The 21,797-nt window shown below is 65.8% G+C and carries 18 protein-coding genes and 1 pseudogene; 13 read left to right on the top strand and 6 right to left on the bottom strand.

The genetic code is table 11. From position 1 onward, the window contains the following. A partial coding sequence (locus ACK4OE_RS20535) for a methyl-accepting chemotaxis protein (RefSeq protein ID WP_409887564.1) occupies window positions 1-1,183 on the bottom strand: 1,183 nt, incomplete at its 3' end. A gap of 309 nt (window positions 1,184-1,492) precedes the next feature. Continuing rightward, the gene (ppa, locus tag ACK4OE_RS20530; RefSeq protein WP_409887562.1) at window positions 1,493-2,029 is read right to left on the bottom strand and encodes an inorganic diphosphatase; all 537 of its coding nucleotides are present in this window, start codon (window positions 2,027-2,029) and stop codon (window positions 1,493-1,495) included. Between the two features lie 267 nt (window positions 2,030-2,296). Here ppa and ACK4OE_RS20525 point away from each other — a divergent pair, with 267 nt between their 5' ends. Next, on the top strand, window positions 2,297-4,378 hold the full coding sequence (locus tag ACK4OE_RS20525; RefSeq protein ID WP_409887560.1) for a sodium-translocating pyrophosphatase: 2,082 nt from the start codon (window positions 2,297-2,299) through the stop codon (window positions 4,376-4,378). A gap of 153 nt (window positions 4,379-4,531) precedes the next feature. Next, on the top strand, window positions 4,532-6,928 hold the full coding sequence (locus tag ACK4OE_RS20520) for a DUF1631 family protein (RefSeq protein ID WP_409887558.1): 2,397 nt from the start codon (window positions 4,532-4,534) through the stop codon (window positions 6,926-6,928). Window positions 6,929-7,326: 398 nt separating this feature from the next. On the opposite strand, the gene ACK4OE_RS20515 is transcribed toward ACK4OE_RS20520, so the two are convergent. Genes ACK4OE_RS20515 through ACK4OE_RS20505 form a run of 3 tightly spaced genes read right to left on the bottom strand, consistent with a single transcriptional unit; the run spans window position 7,327 to window position 9,853 of the window. Continuing rightward, entirely contained in the window at window positions 7,327-8,769 is a 1,443-nt protein-coding gene (locus ACK4OE_RS20515; protein WP_409887556.1) for a sensor histidine kinase, read from the bottom strand. Continuing rightward, window positions 8,766-9,440, bottom strand: a complete 675-nt coding sequence (locus ACK4OE_RS20510) for a response regulator (protein ID WP_409887554.1) — start codon at window positions 9,438-9,440, stop codon at window positions 8,766-8,768. Before ACK4OE_RS20510 ends, ACK4OE_RS20515 begins: the two co-directional genes overlap by 4 nt. Before the next feature lie 23 nt (window positions 9,441-9,463). Next, on the bottom strand, window positions 9,464-9,853 hold the full coding sequence (locus tag ACK4OE_RS20505) for a PepSY domain-containing protein (protein ID WP_409887552.1): 390 nt from the start codon (window positions 9,851-9,853) through the stop codon (window positions 9,464-9,466). A gap of 115 nt (window positions 9,854-9,968) precedes the next feature. Here ACK4OE_RS20505 and ACK4OE_RS20500 point away from each other — a divergent pair, with 115 nt between their 5' ends. From ACK4OE_RS20500 to ACK4OE_RS20475, 6 genes and pseudogenes are all read left to right on the top strand, one after another. Beyond that, complete coding sequence (locus ACK4OE_RS20500; RefSeq protein WP_409887550.1) at window positions 9,969-10,382, top strand: DUF1924 domain-containing protein; 414 nt, start codon at window positions 9,969-9,971, stop codon at window positions 10,380-10,382. Between the two features lie 11 nt (window positions 10,383-10,393). Next, window positions 10,394-10,918: a diheme cytochrome c gene (locus ACK4OE_RS20495; protein ID WP_409887548.1), complete on the top strand. Its 525-nt coding sequence runs from the start codon at window positions 10,394-10,396 to the stop codon at window positions 10,916-10,918. A 40-nt stretch (window positions 10,919-10,958) separates the two neighbouring features. Beyond that, complete coding sequence (locus ACK4OE_RS20490; RefSeq protein WP_409887546.1) at window positions 10,959-11,714, top strand: cytochrome b/b6 domain-containing protein; 756 nt, start codon at window positions 10,959-10,961, stop codon at window positions 11,712-11,714. Between the two features lie 40 nt (window positions 11,715-11,754). Then, window positions 11,755-11,910: pseudogene (locus tag ACK4OE_RS20485) on the top strand (rubredoxin); the annotation flags it as partial. 102 nt (window positions 11,911-12,012) lie between these two features. After that, entirely contained in the window at window positions 12,013-14,553 is a 2,541-nt protein-coding gene (locus ACK4OE_RS20480; protein ID WP_409887544.1) for a cation-translocating P-type ATPase, read from the top strand. A 12-nt stretch (window positions 14,554-14,565) separates the two neighbouring features. Continuing rightward, window positions 14,566-14,970, top strand: a complete 405-nt coding sequence (locus ACK4OE_RS20475) for a VOC family protein (protein WP_409887542.1) — start codon at window positions 14,566-14,568, stop codon at window positions 14,968-14,970. Between the two features lie 26 nt (window positions 14,971-14,996). Here the strand turns inward: ACK4OE_RS20475 and ACK4OE_RS20470 are convergent, their stop codons facing one another. Beyond that, window positions 14,997-15,599: a TetR/AcrR family transcriptional regulator gene (locus ACK4OE_RS20470; RefSeq protein ID WP_409887540.1), complete on the bottom strand. Its 603-nt coding sequence runs from the start codon at window positions 15,597-15,599 to the stop codon at window positions 14,997-14,999. A gap of 131 nt (window positions 15,600-15,730) precedes the next feature. Here ACK4OE_RS20470 and ACK4OE_RS20465 point away from each other — a divergent pair, with 131 nt between their 5' ends. The 5 genes from ACK4OE_RS20465 (at window position 15,731) to ACK4OE_RS20445 (ending at window position 21,592) form a co-directional block, all read left to right on the top strand. After that, on the top strand, window positions 15,731-16,552 hold the full coding sequence (locus ACK4OE_RS20465) for a metal-dependent hydrolase (RefSeq protein WP_409887538.1): 822 nt from the start codon (window positions 15,731-15,733) through the stop codon (window positions 16,550-16,552). A gap of 18 nt (window positions 16,553-16,570) precedes the next feature. Beyond that, window positions 16,571-18,013, top strand: a complete 1,443-nt coding sequence (locus ACK4OE_RS20460; protein WP_409887536.1) for a TolC family protein — start codon at window positions 16,571-16,573, stop codon at window positions 18,011-18,013. Between the two features lie 177 nt (window positions 18,014-18,190). Further along, window positions 18,191-19,171 (top strand): HlyD family secretion protein, encoded by a 981-nt coding sequence (locus ACK4OE_RS20455; protein ID WP_409887534.1) that lies wholly within the window; start codon window positions 18,191-18,193, stop codon window positions 19,169-19,171. A 76-nt stretch (window positions 19,172-19,247) separates the two neighbouring features. Next, window positions 19,248-20,420 (top strand): ABC transporter permease, encoded by a 1,173-nt coding sequence (locus ACK4OE_RS20450; RefSeq protein ID WP_409887532.1) that lies wholly within the window; start codon window positions 19,248-19,250, stop codon window positions 20,418-20,420. Further along, window positions 20,420-21,592 carry an ABC transporter permease gene (locus tag ACK4OE_RS20445; RefSeq protein ID WP_409887530.1) on the top strand — a complete coding sequence of 391 codons (1,173 nt, stop codon included), beginning with the start codon at window positions 20,420-20,422 and terminating at the stop codon, window positions 21,590-21,592. Before ACK4OE_RS20450 ends, ACK4OE_RS20445 begins: the two co-directional genes overlap by 1 nt. The last annotated feature ends 205 nt before the right edge of the window (window positions 21,593-21,797 follow it).

Below are 21,797 nucleotides of genomic sequence, written 5' to 3'. Positions count from 1 at the left end.
CACGGGCTGCTTCCACGGCGGCGTTCAGCGCCAAGATGTTGGTCTGGAACGCAATGCCGTCGATGACGCTGATGATGTCTGCAATCTTGTTGCTGCTGGCGTTGATGCCTTTCATGGTCTCCACCACTTCGGCCACCACATCACCGCCTTGCACTGCCACGGTGGAGGCGCTAACCGCCAGCTGGTTGGCCTGGCGGGCGTTGTCTGCGTTTTGGCGCACTGTGGAGCCCAGCTCTTCCATGGAGGCGGCGGTTTCTTCCAGCGCGCTGGCTTGTTGTTCGGTGCGGGCTGAGAGGTCGTTGTTGCCTGAGGCAATCTGCGAACTGGCCGAGGCTACGCCTTCGGCATTGCCGCGCACGCCCGACACCACGCGTGCCAGGTTGTCGCGCATGTCGCGCAGTGCGTTGAGCAACTGACCCATCTCGTCCTTGCCACCGGGTGGCACTTCGGTGGTCAGGTCGCCTTCGGCAATCGCACGGGCGGCGCGCACGGCGTGACCGGCCGGGCGGGTGACGGCGCGGGTGATGCCCACGCCCAGAAGAGCGGCAAGCACCACGCACACGGCCAGCGTGATCAACAAGGACGCACGGGCCACGATGAAGACCTGCGCGGCCTCTTCGGTCGCTTTGAGTGCGTTATCGGCGTTGAGCTTTTGCATTTGGCCCAGCGTTTCGGTCACGGCGACGAAGGCGGTTTCAGACTCACCGGCGTAAACCATGACCAGTGCGTCGCCGGTCAGCTCCAGCGTCTCGGCCGTCGTGAAGTCCACGGCATTGGCAATCTCTACCAGCTTGGCCTGCAGCACGGCATATTCGGCCTTGCGCAGCTTGTAGTTTTTATAGACTTCCTGCTCTTCGGGGCTGCTGATCAGGGGTTCATACGTGGTCTCAAGCTGCGCGATTTCTTTGGCGCGCACGCCCACCTGTTCAGAGAACGCCTTGACCTCGATGATGCTGCGCGATGTGACCATGCCGGCTTCAGAGCGGCGCATGCGGTTGTAGAGCACGCGCAGATCCCCCGTCTTTTCAACGCTGGGCAGCAGGTTGGTGGCAATTTCTTCGGCATTGCTGTTAATGCGAGACATCTGCACCAGTGCAATCACGCCCAGCACCGTGGTCAGCAGCACTACTGCCAAAAACCCGGCACCCAGTTTGACGCCGATGCGCAGATCGGAAACTTTCATGAATCACCCTTCACATTGCGTTGCCCGCAGGCAGTAAAGCGGCTCCCGGTTGGAGCCGCATAAGCACATTGACGCGCACTCACTTGTATAGCACGCCAGCACCCATCTGTAACCAAATGCAGTCTACCAGTGCCCCAGCCGCAACAAAGCGGGCTTTCCCCTGTGGGCGCAGTGCCATGCGACAACAAAAAGGCATGCGGGTATTGCTACGCGCATGCCTTGTAGGAGACACTACTTCAGTATCTTTTTGATAGCTTCTAGCGCTTTATGGACAAGCGCTAGCGGCCAATTAGAGCCAAATTTCGGCTATCAGGCCTGGGCCTTCTTGTAGGCCTCGACACCGTCGGTGACTTCCTTCTTGGCGGCATCGACGCCTTCCCAGCCCAGCACCTTGACCCACTTGCCCTTTTCCAGGTCCTTGTAGTGCTCGAAGAAGTGGGCGATGGCGTTGCGGCGCATGGCGTTCACGTCGTCAATGGACTTCCAGTGGTCGTACATGGGCAGGATCTTGGACGTGGGCACGGCAATGACCTTGCCATCCACACCGGCCTCGTCTTCCATCATCAAAATGCCCAGGGGGCGGCAGGTGACCACCACACCGGGGTGCAGGGGGTAAGGCGTGATCACCAGCACATCCACCGGGTCGCCGTCGCCTGACAGCGTCTGCGGCACGTAGCCGTAGTTGGTGGGGTAGTGCATGGCCGTGGTCATGAAACGGTCCACGAAGATGGCGCCCGATTCCTTGTCCACCTCGTACTTGATGGGGTCGGAGTTCATCGGGATTTCGATGACGACGTTGAAGGTGTCGGGGAGGTTCTTGCCTGGGGGGACGTTGTTGAGGGACATGTCTTTGGATAGTGGTTTGAAAACGGCAACCCGCGATGCAGAGGGTGTTACGCGCTCTGATGCAGCGCAAACAAGCGTCGGGATTAACCCTGATTTTAGGCGCACGCCCCTTTCTGCCCGCTTGCAAACCGGCGTTTGCCTGTAAATTGGGTCTGTTGGCCAATCGACTCCTGCCGCGAAAGCATGGGGAGCACGAGGAAGCAACGCAGCGGGGATGCCACCGATGCGTTGGTCCCCCTCCGTGCAACACACCCCAAGGAGAATTGAATGGCTGCAAGTTCAGCACTGACATCCCCTCTCATCCTCGCCCTGGTCTGCGGGCTCATTGCCGTGGCTTACGGCATATGGGCCAGAGGCTGGATTCTTGCCAAAGACCCCGGCAACGCCCGCATGCAGGAGATCGCGGCAGCCATCCAGGCGGGGGCCGCCGCGTATCTCGCCCGACAGTACAAGACCATTGCCATCGTGGGCGTGGTGCTGGCGGTTCTGATCGGCATCTTTTTAGACGTGACCACTGCGGTGGGGTTTGTGGTGGGCGCAGTGCTCTCGGGCGCCTGCGGCTTCATCGGCATGAACGTGTCGGTGCGCGCCAATGTGCGCACGGCGCAGGCCGCCACGCAGGGCATTGGCCCCGCGCTCGATGTCGCGTTTCGCGGCGGGGCCATCACCGGCATGCTGGTGGTGGGGCTGGGGCTGCTGGGCGTCACGGGCTTTTACTGGTTTCTGGCGGGCAATGGCAACCACAACCCCACCACCAACCTGGCCACGCTGCTCAACCCGCTGATCGGCTTTGCGTTTGGCTCGTCGCTGATATCGATCTTTGCGCGGCTGGGCGGCGGCATTTTCACCAAGGGCGCCGACGTGGGTGCCGACCTGGTGGGCAAAGTCGAGGCCGGCATCCCTGAGGACGACCCGCGCAACCCCGCCGTGATTGCCGACAACGTGGGTGACAACGTGGGCGACTGCGCCGGCATGGCGGCCGATCTGTTCGAGACCTACGCAGTGACGTTGATCGCCACCATGGTGCTGGGCGCCCTGCTGGTGATGACGGCGCCCGTCAACGCCGTGGTCTACCCGCTGGCGCTGGGCGCGGTGTCCATCATCGCGTCGATCATCGGCTGCTTCTTTGTCAAGGCGTCGCCAGGCATGAGAAACGTGATGCCCGCTCTGTACAAGGGCCTGGCCATTGCGGGCGTGCTGTCGCTCATCGCGTTCTGGTTCGTCACCGCCTGGATCATGCCGGACAACGCCATCACGGCCACCGGCACGCAGCTGCGCCTGTTTGGCGCCTGCGCCACGGGCCTGGTGCTGACGGCGGTGCTGGTGTGGATCACCGAGTTCTATACCGGAACGCAGTACTCGCCGGTACAGCACATTGCCCAGGCATCCACCACCGGCCACGGCACCAACATCATTGCGGGCCTGGGGGTGTCGATGCGCTCCACCGCCTGGCCGGTGGTGTTTGTGTGCACGGCCATCATCGTGTCGTACGGCCTGGCGGGCCTGTATGGCATTGCGGTGGCCGCTACGGCCATGCTCAGCATGGCGGGCATTGTGGTGGCGCTGGACGCGTATGGCCCCATCACCGACAACGCAGGCGGAATTGCCGAGATGGCCGACATGCCACCCGAAGTGCGCGCCGTGACCGACCCGCTGGACGCCGTGGGCAACACTACCAAGGCAGTCACCAAGGGCTACGCCATTGGATCGGCCGGTCTGGCTTCGCTGGTGCTGTTTGCCGACTACACACACAAGCTGGAAAGCTACGGCAGGGCGATCAGCTTTGACCTGTCGGACCCGCTCGTGATCGTGGGGCTGTTCATCGGCGGGCTCATCCCCTACCTGTTCGGCGCCATGGCGATGGAGGCCGTAGGCCGCGCAGCGGGCGCCGTGGTGGTGGAGGTGCGCCGCCAGTTCCGCGACATCCCCGGCATCATGGAAGGCACGGCCAAGCCTGAATACGGCAAGGCCGTGGACATGCTGACCACCGCCGCCATCAAGGAGATGGTGATCCCCAGCCTGCTGCCCGTGGTGGCACCCATCGTGGTGGGCCTGCTGCTGGGGCCGAAGGCGCTGGGCGGGTTGCTGATGGGTACCATCATCACCGGCCTGTTTGTGGCCATCAGCATGTGCACCGGCGGCGGCGCGTGGGACAACGCCAAGAAGTACATCGAAGACGGCCACCACGGCGGCAAGGGCAGCGAGGCGCACAAGGCCGCAGTGACGGGTGACACGGTGGGCGACCCCTACAAGGACACCGCAGGCCCGGCGATCAACCCGCTGATCAAGATCATCAACATCGTGGCGCTGCTCATCGTGCCGCTGGTGGTCAAGTTCCATGGGGGGTAGCGCACCCGTGTCGCGCGAAAGCCAGGCCTGATCGGCCTGACATCCATGAAAACTAGGGGCCTTGGGCCCCTTTTTGCCGCGTAACATTGCGTAAACCACGGCAACCAACGGCAGACAACACACACCGGTCTCCCTTCATCCGAGAAGATCGCCTTGACACACACCACACCGTCGACCCCTGCCCCATCCGCTAGCAGCGCCACAGCGCCCTACCGGCACATCGTTGACGACGTGCTGACCCAGGCCCGGCCGTTGATGGACCGCGTTGCGGAGGCCACGCGCATGTCCCTGCAGTCGCGCCTGGACCAGGCGCGCACCCCCGGCGAGCACCACGCCATGCTGGAAGCCAAGCAGCAGTTGCAGCGGCTGGCGTCGGTGATGGGTGAGCGCTACCCCGACGCATTGCGCAAAGTGCTTGACGAGGAAGCAGCGCAGGCCGACACCCACAAACCCACGCGCTCCCTGTTCACCGTGCATTTCGATGACCTGGAGTTGATGGACGAGTCGCAGATCAACGACAGCGTAGAGCGCGCCCGCGCCCGGCAGGTGCTGATCTCCGCTGTAGAGGGCCCCTTGGCCGATCTGGATGCCTTGGTGTGCGCAGCGCTGGGCCTGCCGCGCGTGCAGCCAGAGCACAACCCCTTGCGCCCTGAGGTCTTCCTGCAGGCGCTGCAGACCGTGGTGTCGCAAATGCAGGTGTCCGCACAGGTGCGGCATGACTGGATAGGACTCATGGCCCAGGCGCTGGGCGCCGAACTGCGCGGCCTCTACAAGGCGCAGGTGGACCGCCTGAGCCAAAGCGGCGTGCAGCCGGTGGGCTACGCCATGCGCCAGGCCAGCGGCGACTACGTCTACGTCGCCCCCGCTGCGGCAGGCGCAACGCAGGGATTCGCGTCCGACAACGACCTGTCCACTGCGGCAAGCTCTGGCGACCCGCTGCTGACACTCGACCGCCTGCGCCGACTGCTGCTGGGCGAGTTCAGAGACAGCGCCGCTGCCGCGCAAGCGCCAGCCCCTATGTCCTCACCGATGGGGGACGCCAAAGAAAATTTTGCCGACCGCTTTGCACGCGAGTTCGAAAACCCCGATCAACTCCCCCACCTTGACGCGCCCGCCACCGACTTCGCATCCACCGTGCCTGCCGCGTTCGAAGCGCTGCAGGAGATGAACCAGGTCGGCCACATGATGGAGCGGCTGGGCAACCAGCGCGCTCATGGCAACACCAGCAGCCCTGGCGACGGCAGCGACAACACGGCCGTCCCGCCTCGCAAACACGCCGGCGGGCTGGGCGAGGCCCTGAGCATGGAGGTAGTGGCGCTGATGGTGGACAACATCGCGCGCGACACCCGGCTGCTGTGGCCCGTGCAGCAGTTCATCCGCGCGCTGGAGCCCGCGCTGATGCAGCTGGCCGTGGCCGACCCCCGGTTTTTCAGCCACAAAGAGCATGCCGCGCGCCGCCTGCTGCAGGACATCACCGACCGCAGCCTGGCCTTCAACAGCCCCGAGGCGCCCGGTTTTCAGAGCTTCATGCGCTCGCTCATGAACATCGCCGGCCCGCTGGCCAGCGACACCATTGATGGGCCCGAAGACTTTGAGCGCGTGCTGCAGCAACTGCATGCCAAATGGGCTGAAAAAGACCAGCATCACCAGCACGAACGCCAGCGCGCCATCGAGACCCTGCAGCACGCCGAGCAGCGCCACCAGCTGGCCGCCCAGATCTCGCGCGACATGTGGCTGCTGCCTGACATTGGCAAGGTGCCCGATGAGATATCCCGCTTCTTGATGGGCCCGTGGGCCCAGGTCATGGCCCAGGCGCGCCTGACCGCCTCCCCAGACAGCGCGGCGCCCGGCCGATATGAGGAACTGGTGGGCACCCTGGTCTGGAGCACGCAGCCCGCGCTGACCCGCGCCAACACCGGCCAGCTTGCACGCCTGCTGCCCAGCCTGCTGGCCACGCTGCGCGATGGCCTGGCGTCCATCGACTATCCCGCAGAGCGCACCGAGGCTGTTTTTGACTTGCTGATGCAGCTGCACGAGCAGGCGTTCAAGCCTGGGCCCGGCGCCGCAGCGCCGCCACCGCCACCGCCACAGCCAGCACCCGATGCCGAGGCGCTGCGGGCGCTGCAAGCCGCGACACAATCCGGCCCGCTGGACGACGAAGACCCCTGGGTTGCACCGTCAGAAGCCAGGGAGTCCGGCTACATGGACGTCTCTGCCACCTTGTCGCAAGATCCCGAGAGCACCGCCCCGACACTACCGCCCAGCGCCATGGGCATGCTCACTCTGCCGCCGCTGGCGGCAGGCATGTGGATAAACCTGCTGGTGGGCGGCGAGTGGGAGCGCACACAGCTGTCCTGGATCGGCTCGCACGGCAACCTGTTCCTGTTTACCAGCGCCACAGGCCGCACCCAGTCGATGACGCTGCGGCTTCTGGACAGGCTCTTGCAGCAAGGCGCCCTGCAGATACTGACCGAACAAAACGTGGTGGATGGCGCCCTGGACGCCGTGGCGCAAGTGGCCATGCACAACAGCATGGAGAGCAGGCTGTGAGCCGGTAAGGCCACGGACCCGAAGTTTGCTCCTGAATTGTGAGCTATCAGCGATTTACAGATAGGCGCTGAAGGCATATTTGGCTTGAATTTTTCCGCACTGATAGTGCCAGTATGTCTTCCGGGCCGTCCCCCGCACCACGGTGTGCGGCCGACGCCGCCTGGCGCCGTGCATTGCCCAGTGGTGGTCAAACGCCACGGACGGTGATACCCTGCACCCGTCACTCCAGGGCTTTGCAGAATTCAGCAGAATTTGTCAGGGCCTTAGCCCGCTTAGGCGGGCTTTTTTAATGGCTCGCCCGCTTAGGCGGCCATTTTTTATGGCTCGTCCGCTTCTGCGGGAGTTTATTGACTCCCCCGCGTCGGACAGCTTCACCTCCCGCCCGACCCGGCGATTGCTTACGGGCCCGCCGCCTCGCTCGCGAAGGGCAACGTCAGCACCACACGCAAACCGCCCAGGGCTGCGGAATCCAGCTCCAGCCGACCGCCGTACATGGATGCCAGGTCCTGCACGATGGCCAGGCCCAGCCCCGTGCCAGGCACTGTTTCGTCCAGCCGCACGCCACGGTCCAGCGCTTGCGCACGCTGCGCCGCACCAATGCCAGGGCCGTCGTCCTCCACACTGATCACAAGCCGCAGCGGCTGACCGCCAGGAGCCTGCGCCTGCAAGCGCACGGTGGACTGTGCCCATTTGCAGGCGTTGTCCAGCACGTTGCCCAGCATTTCCTGCAGGTCCTGCGCCTCGCCCGCAAAGAACAGCGGGGCGTCGGGCAGACAAATTGCGATATCCACGCCCCGCCCAGCATGCACCTTGTTCATCACCCGCACCAGGCCGGCCATCACGGGCTCCAACGCCGTGCGCTGTCCGGGCAGGTGCGCTGACGCAGCGACACGGGATCGCGCCAGGTGCCAGTCGATGTGCCGCCGCGCCACCTGCACCTGGTCGTGCACCAGCGCCGTCAACGCAGCCAGCGCGGCGCCATCACGGGGTGCTGGCTCGCGGGCCGCGTTCTCCAGCACCGAAAGCGGTGTTTTCAAGGCATGGGCCAGATTGCCTGCCTGGGTGCGTGCGCGTTCCACCACCTCGGCATTGCGGGCCAGCACCCCATTGAAGTCATCCACCAGCGGCTGCACCTCGGCAGGGAAAACACCCTGCAATTGGGTGGTGCGGGCCCGCTGCACATCCTGCAAGCCCCGCTGCAGCGCCTGCAAGGGCCTCAGGCCCACGGCCACCTGGGCCCACGCGGCCGCCGCCAGCAGCACCAGCAGGGCCGCCAGCGACAGCGCCAGCACGCGCGTGAACTGCGCGGTGGCCGCTTGGGTGGCCTGCAGATCGGCCGCCACAATCAGGCGCCAGCGCGCCGCATCCACGCCCTCGGCACGCACGGTGCGCTCCAGCACCAGCAAGGGAGCACCCTGCGGGCCTTCCACCTCATGCACATGCACAGCACCATCGGTCAGCGCATCTACTTGCAGAGCCAGGCTGGTGTCCCACAACGAGCGCGAGCGCAACACCCCCGCCCTGCTACTCCCATCGGGCGCCATGGCGTCCACCTGCCAGTAAAGGCCCGAGTAGGGCTTGAGCCAGCGCGGGTCCGACAGCGCCTGCGCAGAGACCATCGGCTGGCCCTGGGCATCAAACTCCAGCCGTGCCGTGACCTGGTCCAGCTGCTGCACAAGGGCCGCCTCGAACTGGCGCTGCACATGCTCGCGGAACAGCCCACTGAGCACAAAGCCCGCCAGCACCACCGCCACGGCCACCCCCGCCACCGTCACGGCCAGCAGCCGAAACCGCAGCGAGCGCGACCAGTGCAAACGGCCCCGGTTTGCGCCCCGGTTCATGGCGGCACCAGGCGGTAGCCCATGCCACGCACCGTCTCGATACGGGCCGCGCTGGCCGACGGCGACTGCAGCTTTTTGCGCAGGCGCCCCACAAACACTTCGATGGTGTTGGAGTCCCGGTCAAAGTCCTGCGCGTAGATGTGTTCGGTCAGCTCGGCACGTGACACCAGCACGCCAGGCCGGTGCATGAGGTAGTCGAGCACCTTATATTCGTGCGCCGTGAGTGCCACGGGCTGGCCCGCGCAGGTCACGCGGCCACTGCGGGTGTCCAGCAACCAGTCGCCACACTGCAGCATCGCCGACGCCTGCCCGCTGGCACGGCGGATCAGCGCGCGCAGGCGGGCCAGCAGTTCTTCGAGGTGAAAAGGCTTGGTCAGGTAGTCGTCGGCACCGGCGTCAATGCCCGCCACCTTTTCGTGCCAGTTGTCCCGCGCGGTGAGGATCAGCACCGGCATGTTGCGCCCCTCGGCCCGCCAGCGCTTGAGTACCGTGAGCCCATCCACCACCGGCAGGCCCAGGTCCAGCACCACGGCATCCACCGCTTCGGTCTCACCCAGAAACTGCGCGTCGCGCCCGTTGTCGGCTTCGTCCACGGTGTAGCCCGCGCCTTGCAGCGCGGTGCGCAACTGGGTGCGCAGCTGCGTGTCGTCTTCTACGAGGAGGATGCGCATGAGCGTTGGTTACGGGGCAGTTCTTAGCGGTGTTCTCGGCCAGTAAGTTGATCGTCGCGCGATTTGACGCGCAGCACCTCGGCCGTGCGTGCATCGAGCTTGACCTTGGTCAACTGCCCTGCAGGGGTCAGCAGCTTGATCTCGTAAATCCAGCGATCCCGCTCCTGCTCCAGCTCCACTTCGAGCACCTGGCCGGGCACTTCGCGCTGCAGGCGCTCCAGCACTGCGGGCAAGGGCAGCACCTGGCCTGCCTGCACGGCCTGCCGGGCGCGGTCGTGGTCGTGGTCGTGGTCGTCCTTGCCGCTGGCAACAGCTGGTGGCGCGGCCAGCGCTGCGGCCCATAGCGCCAACGCAGCCAGCGCCAGGCGTGCGGTGTGGTGGCGGGTAGGGGTGCGGCAGGCCAAACAGAGCATGGACGCATTGTCGGGCGGGGTTTCTGAACGGCCGATGAACGGATCTTTCACGCGCCGTTCAGGCTGGGGTTTCAACAATGGCTGCATAGGACAACAAACACCCAAGGACACCACGATGACAACTGTTCGCACCCTGGCCCTCGCTGCACTGTGCCTCTGGGCCGCAGCCAGCCCCAGCCACGCCGCTGACACCACCGCCGCCCAGCAACTCGCGCGCTGGAGCGCACAGGCCGGCAGCCCCGGCAATGCCGACAAGGGCAAGGTGTTCTTCACCACCCGCCACGGCGGCGAGTGGTCTTGCGCATCCTGCCACGGCACACCGCCTACCGCGCAGGGCAAACACGCCAGCACCGGCAAGTCGATTGCACCCCTGGCCCCCGCCTTCAACCCCAAGGCCTTCACCGACACCGCCAAGGTGGACAAATGGTTTCGCCGCAACTGCAACGACGTGTTGAGCCGCGAATGCACGGCTGTCGAGAAGGCCGATGTGTTGGCCTACGTTAGCGCCTTCAACGCACTCAAGCCTTGAATCTCAAAACCATGAAAAAACTTGCCTCCATTCGCCCCGCCGCCAAGGCCGCAGCACTGTGCATGCTGGCCCTGCAGACGCTCCCCAGCGCCCACGCCGACAGCGGGCGCGCCATGCCCCGCAACGTGCCCAGCGCCTACACGCAGGAATGCGCCGCCTGCCACACCGCCTACCCACCGGGCCTGCTGCCCGCAGCGTCGTGGAACCGCGTGATGACGGGCCTTACCAAACACTATGGCACCGACGCATCGCTGGACGCGGCCACCGTGCGCCAGCTCAACCAGTGGCTGCAGGCCCACGCCGGCACCTACAAACGCGTGAACGAGGAACCTCCCGAGGACCGCATCACACGCTCGGCCTGGTTTGAGCGCAAGCACCGAAAAATCGAGCCCGCCGCCTGGAAGCTCGCCAGCGTGAAAAGCGCCGCCAACTGCGCGGCCTGCCACACGGGTGCCGACCAAGGGCAATTTGACGACCACGACCTGCGCATGCCTGCGGGGCTGGACGCCCGCTCGCGCCGCGCCTGGAATGACTAAGGGCGGCGAATCCGACATGCGTCCCATCAAGGAAAACACAATGAACAACACCCCTTCCCTCCACCCAGCCAGCGCAGCAGCGCAAGCAGCGCCCGCAAAATCGCCCAGCCGCTTGGTCACTGACGCGCCCACACGCATGTTCCACTGGCTGTTTGCCCTGTGTTTTGTGGGCGCCTACGCCACTGCGGACGGCGAACACTGGCGGCTGCTGCACGTCACGCTGGGCTACACCCTGGCGGGCCTGCTGAGCTTTCGCGTGCTGTACGGCATCTTCGGCCCGCGCACTTCGGGCCTGGGCCTGCTGTGGCGCAAGCTGGCCGGGGCTCCCGCATGGCTGCGCGCCCTGCCCAAAGCAACTTCCATCACAAAAATCAACTGGCGCCAGGGCCAGAACCTGTTCATGGCACTGGCGGTGGTGCTGCTGCTGGTCCTGGTCGTTCCTATCACCTTGAGCGGCTATGCCACCTACAACGACTGGGGCGACGTGTTGGGTGGCGACTGGATCGAAGAAGTGCACGAGTTCTTCGGAGAAGCCATGCTGTTTGTTGTGCTGGCCCACCTCGCATTGATTGCCGGCCTGAGCATGCTGCGGCGCAAGAATCAGGCGCTGCCCATGCTGACCGGGCGCGTGGAAGGCCCAGGGCCCAACCTGGTGCAGAAAAACCGCACCTGGCTGGCGGCAGCGCTGCTGCTGGCAGTGCTGGCCTTTGGCGCATGGGAGTGGCAACAATCGCCCAATGGTTTGATTGCCAGCAGCACGACGAGCGAGCGCAGCAGACACCACGATGATGACTGAAGCCCGTCAAAACAACTTTCAGGATCAACCCATGAAGATCTATATGTGTGTGGTCTGCGGCTGGATCTATGACGAAGCTGCGGGCCTGCCCGATGACGGCATTGCCCCGGGCACCTTATGGGCCGATGTGCCGGACGATTGGCGGTGCCCCGAGTGCAATGTGGGCAAGGCAGACTTTGTACTGTGCGAAATGTGATCTGTGCAGCGGTTAGATCGCAGCGCCAGCGCACAGACACTTTCACTGATCAGCGGTATAAGAAAGATAGCCTCCAGCCCCCCCATACCGCCACGCCCCCAGATGCCTGCAAAACCCCCACCGACAGGCCTTGACCCAGCCGTTGCCGCTCAGCGCCTGCGTGAAGAAGGTCCCAACGAACTGGGCATCAGCCAGCGCCGCACGCTGCGCGACATGGCCTGGGACGTGGTGCGCGAGCCCATGTTCTTGCTGCTGCTGGGCGCTGGCGGCATTTATCTGGCGATGGGAGATGCGCACGAGGCGCTGATCCTGCTGGGCTTCGTGGTAATCATCATGACCATCACCGTACTGCAGGAGCGCCACACCGACAACGCGCTGAACGCCCTGCGCGACCTCTCCAGCCCGCGCGCGCTGGCGCTGCGCGGCGGCGCCATGGTGCGCATTGCGGGGCGCGATGTGGTGCGAGAAGACTTGCTGATGATTGCCGAGGGCGACCGCATTCCGGCCGATGGAACGCTGCTGCAGGCGCACGAGCTGGCCACCAACGAGTCGATGCTGACCGGCGAATCCGAGCCCGTGGCCAAGCAGCCTGCCGACAAGGTATTTGCAGGCACGCTGGTGGTCAGCGGCCAGGGCCTGCTGCAGGTGGCGGCCGTGGGGCGCCATACCGAGCTGGGCCGCATTGGCCAGTCGCTCGACACCATTGCGCTGCAGGCCTCGCCGCTGCGCGAAGAGATGGCACGGCTCACGCACAAGCTGGTGCTCATTGGCCTGTCGCTGTGCGCGCTGCTGGTGGCCCTGTTCTGGGCACTGCGGGGTGACGCGTTGCAAGCCGTGCTGGCAGGCATCACGCTGGCCATGGGCATCCTGCCGCAAGAGCTGCCGGTGATCATGATCGTCTTCCTGGCCCTGGCCGCCCGGCGGCTGGCGGCGCAGCAGGTATTGACGCGGCGACTGAACGCCATAGAGACACTCGGGCAAACCACTGTGCTGTGCGTGGACAAGACCGGCACCCTCACGCAAAACCGCATGGCTGTGGCCGCGCTGTGCATTGCAGGCGAGGAGCTGGATGTGCAGAACCTGCCCGCAACACAAGGCCAAACAGGCGATACGGCGCTGCCAGAGGCCTTTCACGAACTGCTCGAGTACGCCGTGCTGGCCAGCGAGATCGAACCGCACGACCCCATGGAGCAGGCCTTTCACCGCATGGCGGGCGACCAACTGGTGGGCACCGAGCACCTGCACCCCGCCTGGTCGCTGGCGCGCGAATACGAGCTGTCGCCCCAGCTGCTGGCCATGAGCCATCTGTGGCGCGACGGCACCGCTGCGCACGACACCGTGGCCACCAAGGGCGCGCCCGAGGCCGTGGCCGACCTGTGCCACCTGCCCGACGCAGAGCGCGCGGCCGTCAGCGCCCAGGCCGCCCGCCTGGCCGACCGGGGTTTGCGCGTGCTGGGTGTTGCCAAGGCCCGTCACCGCACGCAAGACGACTGGCCGGAAAGTCAGCACGACTTTGAGTTTCAGTGGCTGGGCTTGGTGGCGCTGGCCGACCCGCTGCGCCCCGAAGTACCCCAGGCCATTTCGCAGTGCAGGCAGGCGGGCATTCGCGTGGTGATGATCACGGGCGACCACCCCCGAACAGCCCGCGCCATTGCGGCTCTGGCGGGTATCACGCACGACAGCGTAGTCACCGGCGATGAGCTGCCCAACATGTCGCCACAAACCCTAGCCGAGAAGATCCGGCAAGTTAGCGTATTTGCCCGCATCAAGCCGCACCAGAAGCTGGCACTGGTCGAAGCCCTCAAGGCCCAGGGCGAAGTGGTGGCCATGACGGGCGACGGCGTGAACGACGCCCCCGCCCTCAAGGCCGCACACATCGGCATCGCCATGGGGCAACGCGGCACCGACGTGGCGCGCGAGGCGGCAGCGCTGGTGCTGCTGGACGACGATTTCGCAGCAATTGTTCAGGCCATCCACCGGGGGCGCCAGACCTTTGCCAACCTGCGCCAGGCCATGGTCTACACGCTGGCCGTGCATGTGCCCATCATTGGCCTCGCGCTGCTGCCGGTGCTGTTCGGGCTGCCGCTGGTGCTGGCCCCGCTGCACATTGCGTTTCTGGAACTGGTCATCGACCCGGCCTGCTCCATCGTCTTTGAGGCCGAGGAAGGTGCGGCCGACCTTATGCAACAGCCGCCGCGAGGGGCCGACGAGCCCCTGCTCTCTGCCCGCCACGTCCTGTTGAGCATGGCGCAAGGCAGCGTGGTGACGGCCGCCGTGGTGGGCCTGTATGCCTGGTTGCTGAGCCAGCCGGCACATGCCGCCACCGCCAGCACGGCCGCGTTTGTGGTGCTGGTCGCTGCCAACGCAGCGCTCATCCTGCCAAGCCGCAGCAACCAGACAAGTCTGCGCAGCTTGTGGACAGGCCTCACACCTGTCAGCCTGTGGGTGCTGGGCGGCACGATGGCGGCGCTGACTGCGGTCACCACCGTGCCCTGGGTGGCCAACGCCTTCAAGTTCTCGCCGTTGTCGCCCCTGCACTGGGTCATGGCGGTGCTGGCAGGGCTGGCGTTGATGGTGGTTTTTGCGGCCAACCAGCGGTGGCTGCAGCCAGCGACACGGGCGCACCATCATTCGCCTGCCTGACCACCCTGCTACATGTCGCAGCTACACGCCATGCCCATCGTTCTGGATTCGCTCGACCACCTCGTCCTCACGGTCGCCAGCGTTGAAAAAACCAGTGCGTTTTATCAGCGTGTGCTCGGCATGACCGCACGAGAGTTCAAACCGGGGCGATACGCCCTGCACTTTGGTACGCAAAAGATCAACCTGCATGAAGCGGGGACGGTGGTGGACCCTAATGTGCGCCACGCCACCGCCGGCTCGGGCGATTTGTGTTTTCTCACCGCAATGTCGCTTGAACAGGTCATTGCGCACCTGCAGGCTGAGGGTGTCGCCATTGTGCAAGGCCCGGTGAGTGCCACGGGCGCGTGCAACAAGCTGCGGTCTGTGTATATCTACGACCCGGATGAAAACCTGATCGAGATCGCAAATGAAGTCTGAGAAGGCGCGGCGCGTTGTGCGCGCGATCAGAACTCCGCAGAGATCGCCGCCCGCAGCAACCCGGCCGCGGGGTCCACCAGTGCCTGCAGGTCGCCCGCCCGTTCCTGCTCAATGGCCTGCAGCACCATTTCGTTGATGCCGCCCACCACTGCCATGGCCATCATGGGTTGCAGCGGGGCCTTGCGCTTGCGCTCGCCGGGGCGGTTGTTCACGACATCCAGCATCAGGTCGGCCAGCTGCTGGTTGGCGCGGCGGCGTGCGGCCAGCCCGGCGGCGCCCAGGCCCAGTATCTCGATGAATAGGGTGCGCAGCAGCACAGGGTTGCGCGCCAGCACGCCAAAGTAGGCGGCCATGGCCTGCTCGACCTGCGCCTGCCAGTCGCTGTGCGGGTCAATGGCAGCGCGCAGTACCGCGATGGCATTGCCGCTGGCGGCCTCGTACAGCGCGATCAGGCATTCGGCCTTATCGGCAAAGTTTTCATAAAAGGTGCGGCGTGACACGCTGGCCTCGCGCACGATGTCGGCAATGGTGGTGTCGGCATAGCCCTTGGCGGCCACGGCGCGGGCCATGCCCTCCAGCAAACGGGCGCGGTGAACGTTGTCTGCAGCAGGGGCAATGGTTTCGGTCATGGCGGTTTGAGCACATCAAGTTTGGCTTAGGTACTTGACAGTACCACATTTGAGCTGCATCATACAAACCACTGGTACCGCGAAGTACCAAGCGTTTTTCATCCCACGGACCCGCTCCCGGAGATTGCCCCATGACCGAACTTGTCGTCCGCCGCCTGCTGATAGACCTGGAAACCCCTTTCGCCCCGCAATGGTGTGGCGGCGACGCGTTTCGCACGGCGTTCTTCAACGCGCTTTCGATGAGCTTTCCGGTGGGCGAGCAGTTCTTCATCGACGCGGTGAAGGGCGGCCACAAAGCCATGCCGCCCGAGCAACATGCGCTGTTTGCCGACGAGGTGCGCGGCTTTATCGGGCAAGAGGCCACGCACCGCCGCATCCATGCGCTGTTCAACGGCCACCTTGAAAAGCAGGGCCTGGTCAACGCATGGGCACCACGTGCGCAAGAGCGCATGAAGCTGTTTGAAGGCGCCGACCCGCGCCATCCGCTTGCCGTGACCGCTGCCAACGAGCATTTCACCGCGCTGCTGGCCGAATGGCTGCTGGCACACCCCGAAACGCTGGCAGGCGCCGAGCCCCGTCTGGCCACGATGTGGCAATGGCACTGTGCGGAAGAGTCCGAGCACAAGAACACGGCGTTCGACATCTATCAGGCGCTGGGTGGCAGCCACGAGTGGCGCATCACCTGGTTCCGCCGCATCACCCTGGTCTTCATCGGCGACGTGTTGCGCCAGACGGTACTGAACCTGCGCCAGAACGGCATGCTGTGGAAGTGGAGCACCTGGGCCAGCGCGGCGCGCACGCTGTTCGGCAAGGGCGGCCTGGTGCGCGAAACCTGGCGTCCCTGGCGCGCATACCTGCGCCGCGACTTTCACCCCAGCCAGCACGGCACCGATCTGTCGGAACGCTGGCTGGCGGACCACAGCGATGCCTACACGCCCGTGGGCGCGCGCTGACAACGACAAGCTGAAACCATGACTTCAAAGAAAACGCCCCGGCGCACCGGCCGGGCAGGCGAAGCTTTGCTCTGCCTGATCGCATCCGCCCTCGCCCCAATCGCTGCCCTGCTGCCCGTGGAGGCGCACGCCGCACCCCTGGCGTTTGACGCCGCACTGCAGCAGCTGAACCAACGCTCCGACCAACTGGCTGCATCCCGCAACGCGGTGGAAAGCGCCCAGCTGCGCCGCGACGCCATGCAGCGCCTGGGCGGTCCGGTGGTCAATCTGAGCGGTGCGGCCTACCGCTACAACGCCAACCTGGACGTGGACCTGAACCCGCTGAACCAGGCGCTGCCCGGCGTGCTGTCGCAGCTGCCGCCCCAGCTGGCGGGCGCGCTGGCCCAGTTGCCGCACCTGCCGTCGAGCTACACACTCAACCGCAGCAAGAGCGACACCACAGCGTCGGTCTCTGCCATCTGGCCCCTGTACATGGGCGGCGCCAGCAATGCCGCACGGGGCCTGCTGGATGCACAGACGCAAGAAGCCGCGGCCGACGCCGCCAAGGCCGGCCACGAAGCCACGACCCTGCTGGTGCAGCGCTACTTCGGCGCCCAGCTGGCCGAGCGTGCCGCCGCACTGCGTGAATCGGCGCTGGCCACTATCGAGCAGCACGATGCCGCCGCGCAGAAGATGCTGGACGCTGGCGTGATTGCCCGCGTCGATCGCCTGCAGGCCCGCTCCGCACTCGAAGACGCGCGCCGCAACGCGCGCAAGGCCCGCGACGATGCCGACCTGGCTGCCACAGCGCTCACCCGCACGCTCAAGGCCGCCGAACCCGTCACGCCCACCAGCCCGCTGTTTGTGCTGGGCCAGCCGGTCGAGCCCCTGCCCCATTTCATCGACACCGCGCTCGCACACCACCCGGGCCTCGACAAGGTCGCGGCCAAAAAGGAACAAGCCACGCAGCTGCACGCCGCCCAGGAGGCATTGCGCAAACCGCAGGTGTTTGCGTTTGGTCAGCGCCAGCTCAAGACCGGCCGCGACGCCGACTGGGTGGCCGGCGTGGGCGTGCGCTGGACGCTGTTTGACTCCATCGACCGCAATGCGCTGGCCGAATCGTCCAACCGCCAGATCGAGCAGGCCGAGCGCACCGGCGCGCAGGCGCAAAACGACATCGCCCTGCTGGTGGAAAAGCGCTGGCTCGCGCTGGAGCAGGCGCGCCGTGCCTACTTTGCGCTGCAACCCGGCCTGGAGCTGGCCGACGAGATGCTGCGCCTGCGTACCTCGGGCCTGAAGGCGGGCACCAGCACCACGCTGGACCTGATCGACGCCCAGGTCAACCAAGCCAAGGCGCACACCGAACGGGCCCAGGCCGCGCATGACTACGTGAAGGCGTTGGCCGACCTGCTGGAGAGCTGCGGCCTGTCGGAAGACTTTGGCAAATACATGGCGCGTGCCGACGCATTGAAAGTGGAGTGACTCGGTACACCCCCCTGAGCCGCTTTGCGGCTTCCCCCCGCTCTCGCATTGCTGCGCAATCCGGGCAGGGGGACGCAGCCAGCGCGGCGGGGCGGCCCTTGCGCGGCTGCCCGCGCTTGGGGCGCGCCAGTGTCACGCGCTACGACCACAAATGACTGAGAAGAGAGAACAAACACCATGAGCAGCAAGACAACCAAGACCGCTATCGCCGCAGCCGCTCTGGTCGCTGTAGCGACCTTTGTAGGCTTTGGCCTGTGGAAGGCCTCGCAGCCCGCGCCCGAGGTCTTCCAGGGCCAGATCGAAGCGCAAGAGGCCGACATTGCCCCCAAGGTCACCGCGCGCATTGCGCAGATCCTGGTGAAAGAAGGCGATCAGATCGCCGTCGGCGCCCCGCTGATCCGCATGGACAGCCCCGAGGTCACCGCCAAGCTGGCGCAGGCCACCGCGGCGCAGGAGGCTGCCCAAGCCCTATCGGACAAGGCCCAGCATGGCGCACGGCCGCAAGAGATTGAAATGGCCCGCCTGAACTGGCAGCGTGCCGTGACCGCCGCCGACCTGGCGGACACGTCGTTCAAACGGGTAGACGGCCTGGCCCGCGAGGGCCTGGTAGCCGCACAAAAACGCGACGAGGCCGAAGCCAACTTCAAGGCCACGCGCGACCAGGCCCTGGCCGCCAAGGCGCAGTACGACCTGGCCCGCGCAGGCGCCCGCACCGAAGACCGCTCTGCCGCCAGCGCCCAGGCGCGCCAGGTAGCCGGAGTGGTGGCCGAGGTGCAGGCCGCCCAGGCCGAGACCGAACTCAAAAGCCCCGTGGCCGGTGAAGTGTCCAAGGTGCTGGCCCGCACGGGCGAGCTGTCGCCCCAGGGCGTGGCCGTGGTCACCGTGGTGGATTTGAAGGACCAGTGGGTGGTGCTGAACGTGCGCGAGGACCGGCTGCAGCGCTTTGCCATCGGCAGCGAGTTCGACGCCACGCTGCCCGCGCTGGGCAACAAGGCGGTGACGTTCAAGGTCTATCACACGGCCGCGCTGCCCGACTTTGCGACCTGGCGCGCCACCCGGGCGGGCCAGGGTTTCGACGCGCGCACGTTTGAGGTGCGCGCCCGTCCGGCAGCGCCCATCGACGGCGCACGCCCCGGCATGACGGTGCTGGTGCAGTAGGCCACGGCACCGACAAGAACCAGTTCATTTCAAGCAAAAAGTGCCTCTAGCGCTTATCCATCAAGCGCTAAAAGCTATGAATTCAATAGTAAACAGTCTCACCCGCGAAGCCCGCCGCCTGCGCGCCAGCCCCTGGGACCTGGCCATGGTCACCTGGGTGCCGCTGCTGGCCGTGGCGCTGATGTGGTGGATCTTCTCGGCCGGCCTGCCGCGCCACCTGCCCGTGGGCGTGGTGGATGCCGACCAGTCGAGCCTGTCGCGCCAGATGGTGCGCATGCTGGACGCCACGCCCGGACTGCAGGTCACCCAGCACTACGCCAACAACGCCGAGGCCGAACGCGCCCTGCGCAGCGTTCAGGTGTATGCGGTCATCACCGTGCCGCGCGACTTTGCACGCACCGTCAAAGAGGGGCGTGCTGCGCAGGTCACGCTGCTGCACAACGCGCAGCTGGGCACCCATTCGGGCGTGCTGCAACGCGACGTGCGCGCCGTGGTGGGCACGCTGTCGGCCGGCATCGAAATGGCCGCGCGCAACAAACGCGGCGAAAGCGCCCAGGCCGTGCACACCAGCATGGAACCCATCCACACACAGATGGTGGCGCTGTTCAATGTGTCGAGCAACTACGAGCAGTTTCTTGGCGCAGCGCTGATCCCAGCGCTGCTGCACATCCTTGCCATGACGGCCGGTGCGTGGGCTGTGGGGCGCGAGCTGCGCGACCGCACACTGGGCGAATGGCTGGGTGCGGGCGGCCTGCTGAACGCTGCAGGCGCGCTGCTCGGCAAGCTGGCCCTGCCCTGGGTGTCGCTCACGCTGGTGGGCCTGCTGGCGCTGGTGGGCATCACCTGGGGGCGCGGCTGGCATCCGCCGGGCAACCTCTGGTGGGTGGCTGCGGCGCTGGCGCTGCTGATGGCCGTGTCGCTGATGGCGGGTGCCGCGCTGGCGGGCATCACACGGTCGCTGCGCACCGCCTTATCGGGCACGGGCTTTTTTGCGGCGCCCGCATTTGCGTTCAGCGGCGTGGCGTTTCCGCTGGCGGGCATGCCGGTCAGCGCCCGCGCATGGGCCCAGGCCATGCCCTACACACACTACATTCGCATGCAGATCGAGCAGTTGCAGATGGGTGCGCCGCTGGCCACCAGCGTGTCGACCATGGTGGCGCTGGTCATCGCCACCGCCGTGTTGTGGCTGTTGAGCGCCACCGCGCTCACCCTGGCCCACAGGCGTCCAGAAACCTGGGGAGGCCGCTGATGAACACCACGATGAAACCCATGCCGGTGGTGACGCCACCGCCCCAGGGCCTGCTACGGGCCTGGCTGCAAGCGCTGGCCACCATAGTGCGCGACAAGGGCGTGCTGCTTTTGTTGATCGGCGCGCCCGTGCTCTACGGTTTTTTCTACCCCTGGTTCTACGCCGACGAGGTACTTACCCGCGTGCCGGTGGCCGTGGTGGACATGAACCGCACCAGCCTCTCGCGCCAGATCACCCGGTTTGCCGATGCCGACCCGCGCATTGAAGTGCGCATGGTCACCGGCAGCGAACGCGAGGCGCAGGAGGCGCTGTGGCGCGGCGAGATCGAGGGCTATGCGCTCATCCCCACGCACCTCAAGCGCAACGTGGTGCGCGGCGAAAACGCCGTGGTCAGCATCGAGGCCAACGGCGCCTATGCGCTGCTCAACAAGGCGGTGCAATATGGCTTTGCCGAGGCGGTGGGCACGGTGTCGGCGGGGGTCGAGATACGCAAGCTGCAGGCCAGCGGCCAGAGCGCCCAGCAGGCCCGAGCCAGCCGTGCGCCGGTGCAGTTGCAAATGGTGGCGCTGTTCAACCCCACCGAAGGCTACGGCAGTTTTGTGGTGCCTGCCGTGGCGTTGCTGATCCTGCAGCAGACGCTGCTGATGGGCGCCGCCATGCTGACCGGCACCTGGGTGGAATCAGGCCAGCACCGCGCCAGCGCCACCACGTGGCTGGGCCGCCTGCTGGCGCTGTGCACGCTGGGCTGGGCCAGTGGGCTCTTTTACTTTGGCTGGATCTTTGTGCTGCACGACTACCCGCGCGGCGGCAACCCGCTGGGGGCGCTGGCGCTGCTGGCCTGCTACATCCCTGCCATTGCTGCGATGGGTGCCTTGCTGGGACTGTGGGTGGGTAACCGTGAACGCGCGCTGCAGGTGCTGCTGTGGACCACGCTGCCCATCGCATTTGTGGCCGGGTTCTCGTGGCCGGTGGAGGCGCTGCCTGAGCCGCTGCAGTGGCTGCGCTGGCTGCTGCCCAGCACGTCGGGTGTGCAAGCGTCGCTGCGACTCAACCAGCTGGGGGCACCGTTGGCGGCAGCGTTGCCGTACTTGTGTGCGCTGGTGGTTCTGGGCGCAACTTCTACCGCTGGAGTTATCAGGTTGGGGCGGCGTGCGGACGCTTTGGCTGGCTGATTTTTTTGCTTTGAGTGACTGATCGCGCTATGTGCATGTACTGCCGTCTGCTGGTGAGCGGAGGGCGGAGGCCGGGGTGTGCGCCCGGCGGCGCAGTAACTTTCTCTTGCGTCGCCAAGAGAAAGTCACCAAAGAGAAGGCGACCCTACACGCTGCGTCCCTCCGCTTCGCTGCGGGCAACCTGCGGTGCTCGCGTCCAGCGGGG

The organism is Acidovorax sp. (genome assembly GCF_046314175.1).
In the GTDB taxonomy this organism is placed as follows: domain Bacteria; phylum Pseudomonadota; class Gammaproteobacteria; order Burkholderiales; family Burkholderiaceae_C; genus Acidovorax.
This window is presented reverse-complemented; position numbering and strand designations above follow the sequence as displayed.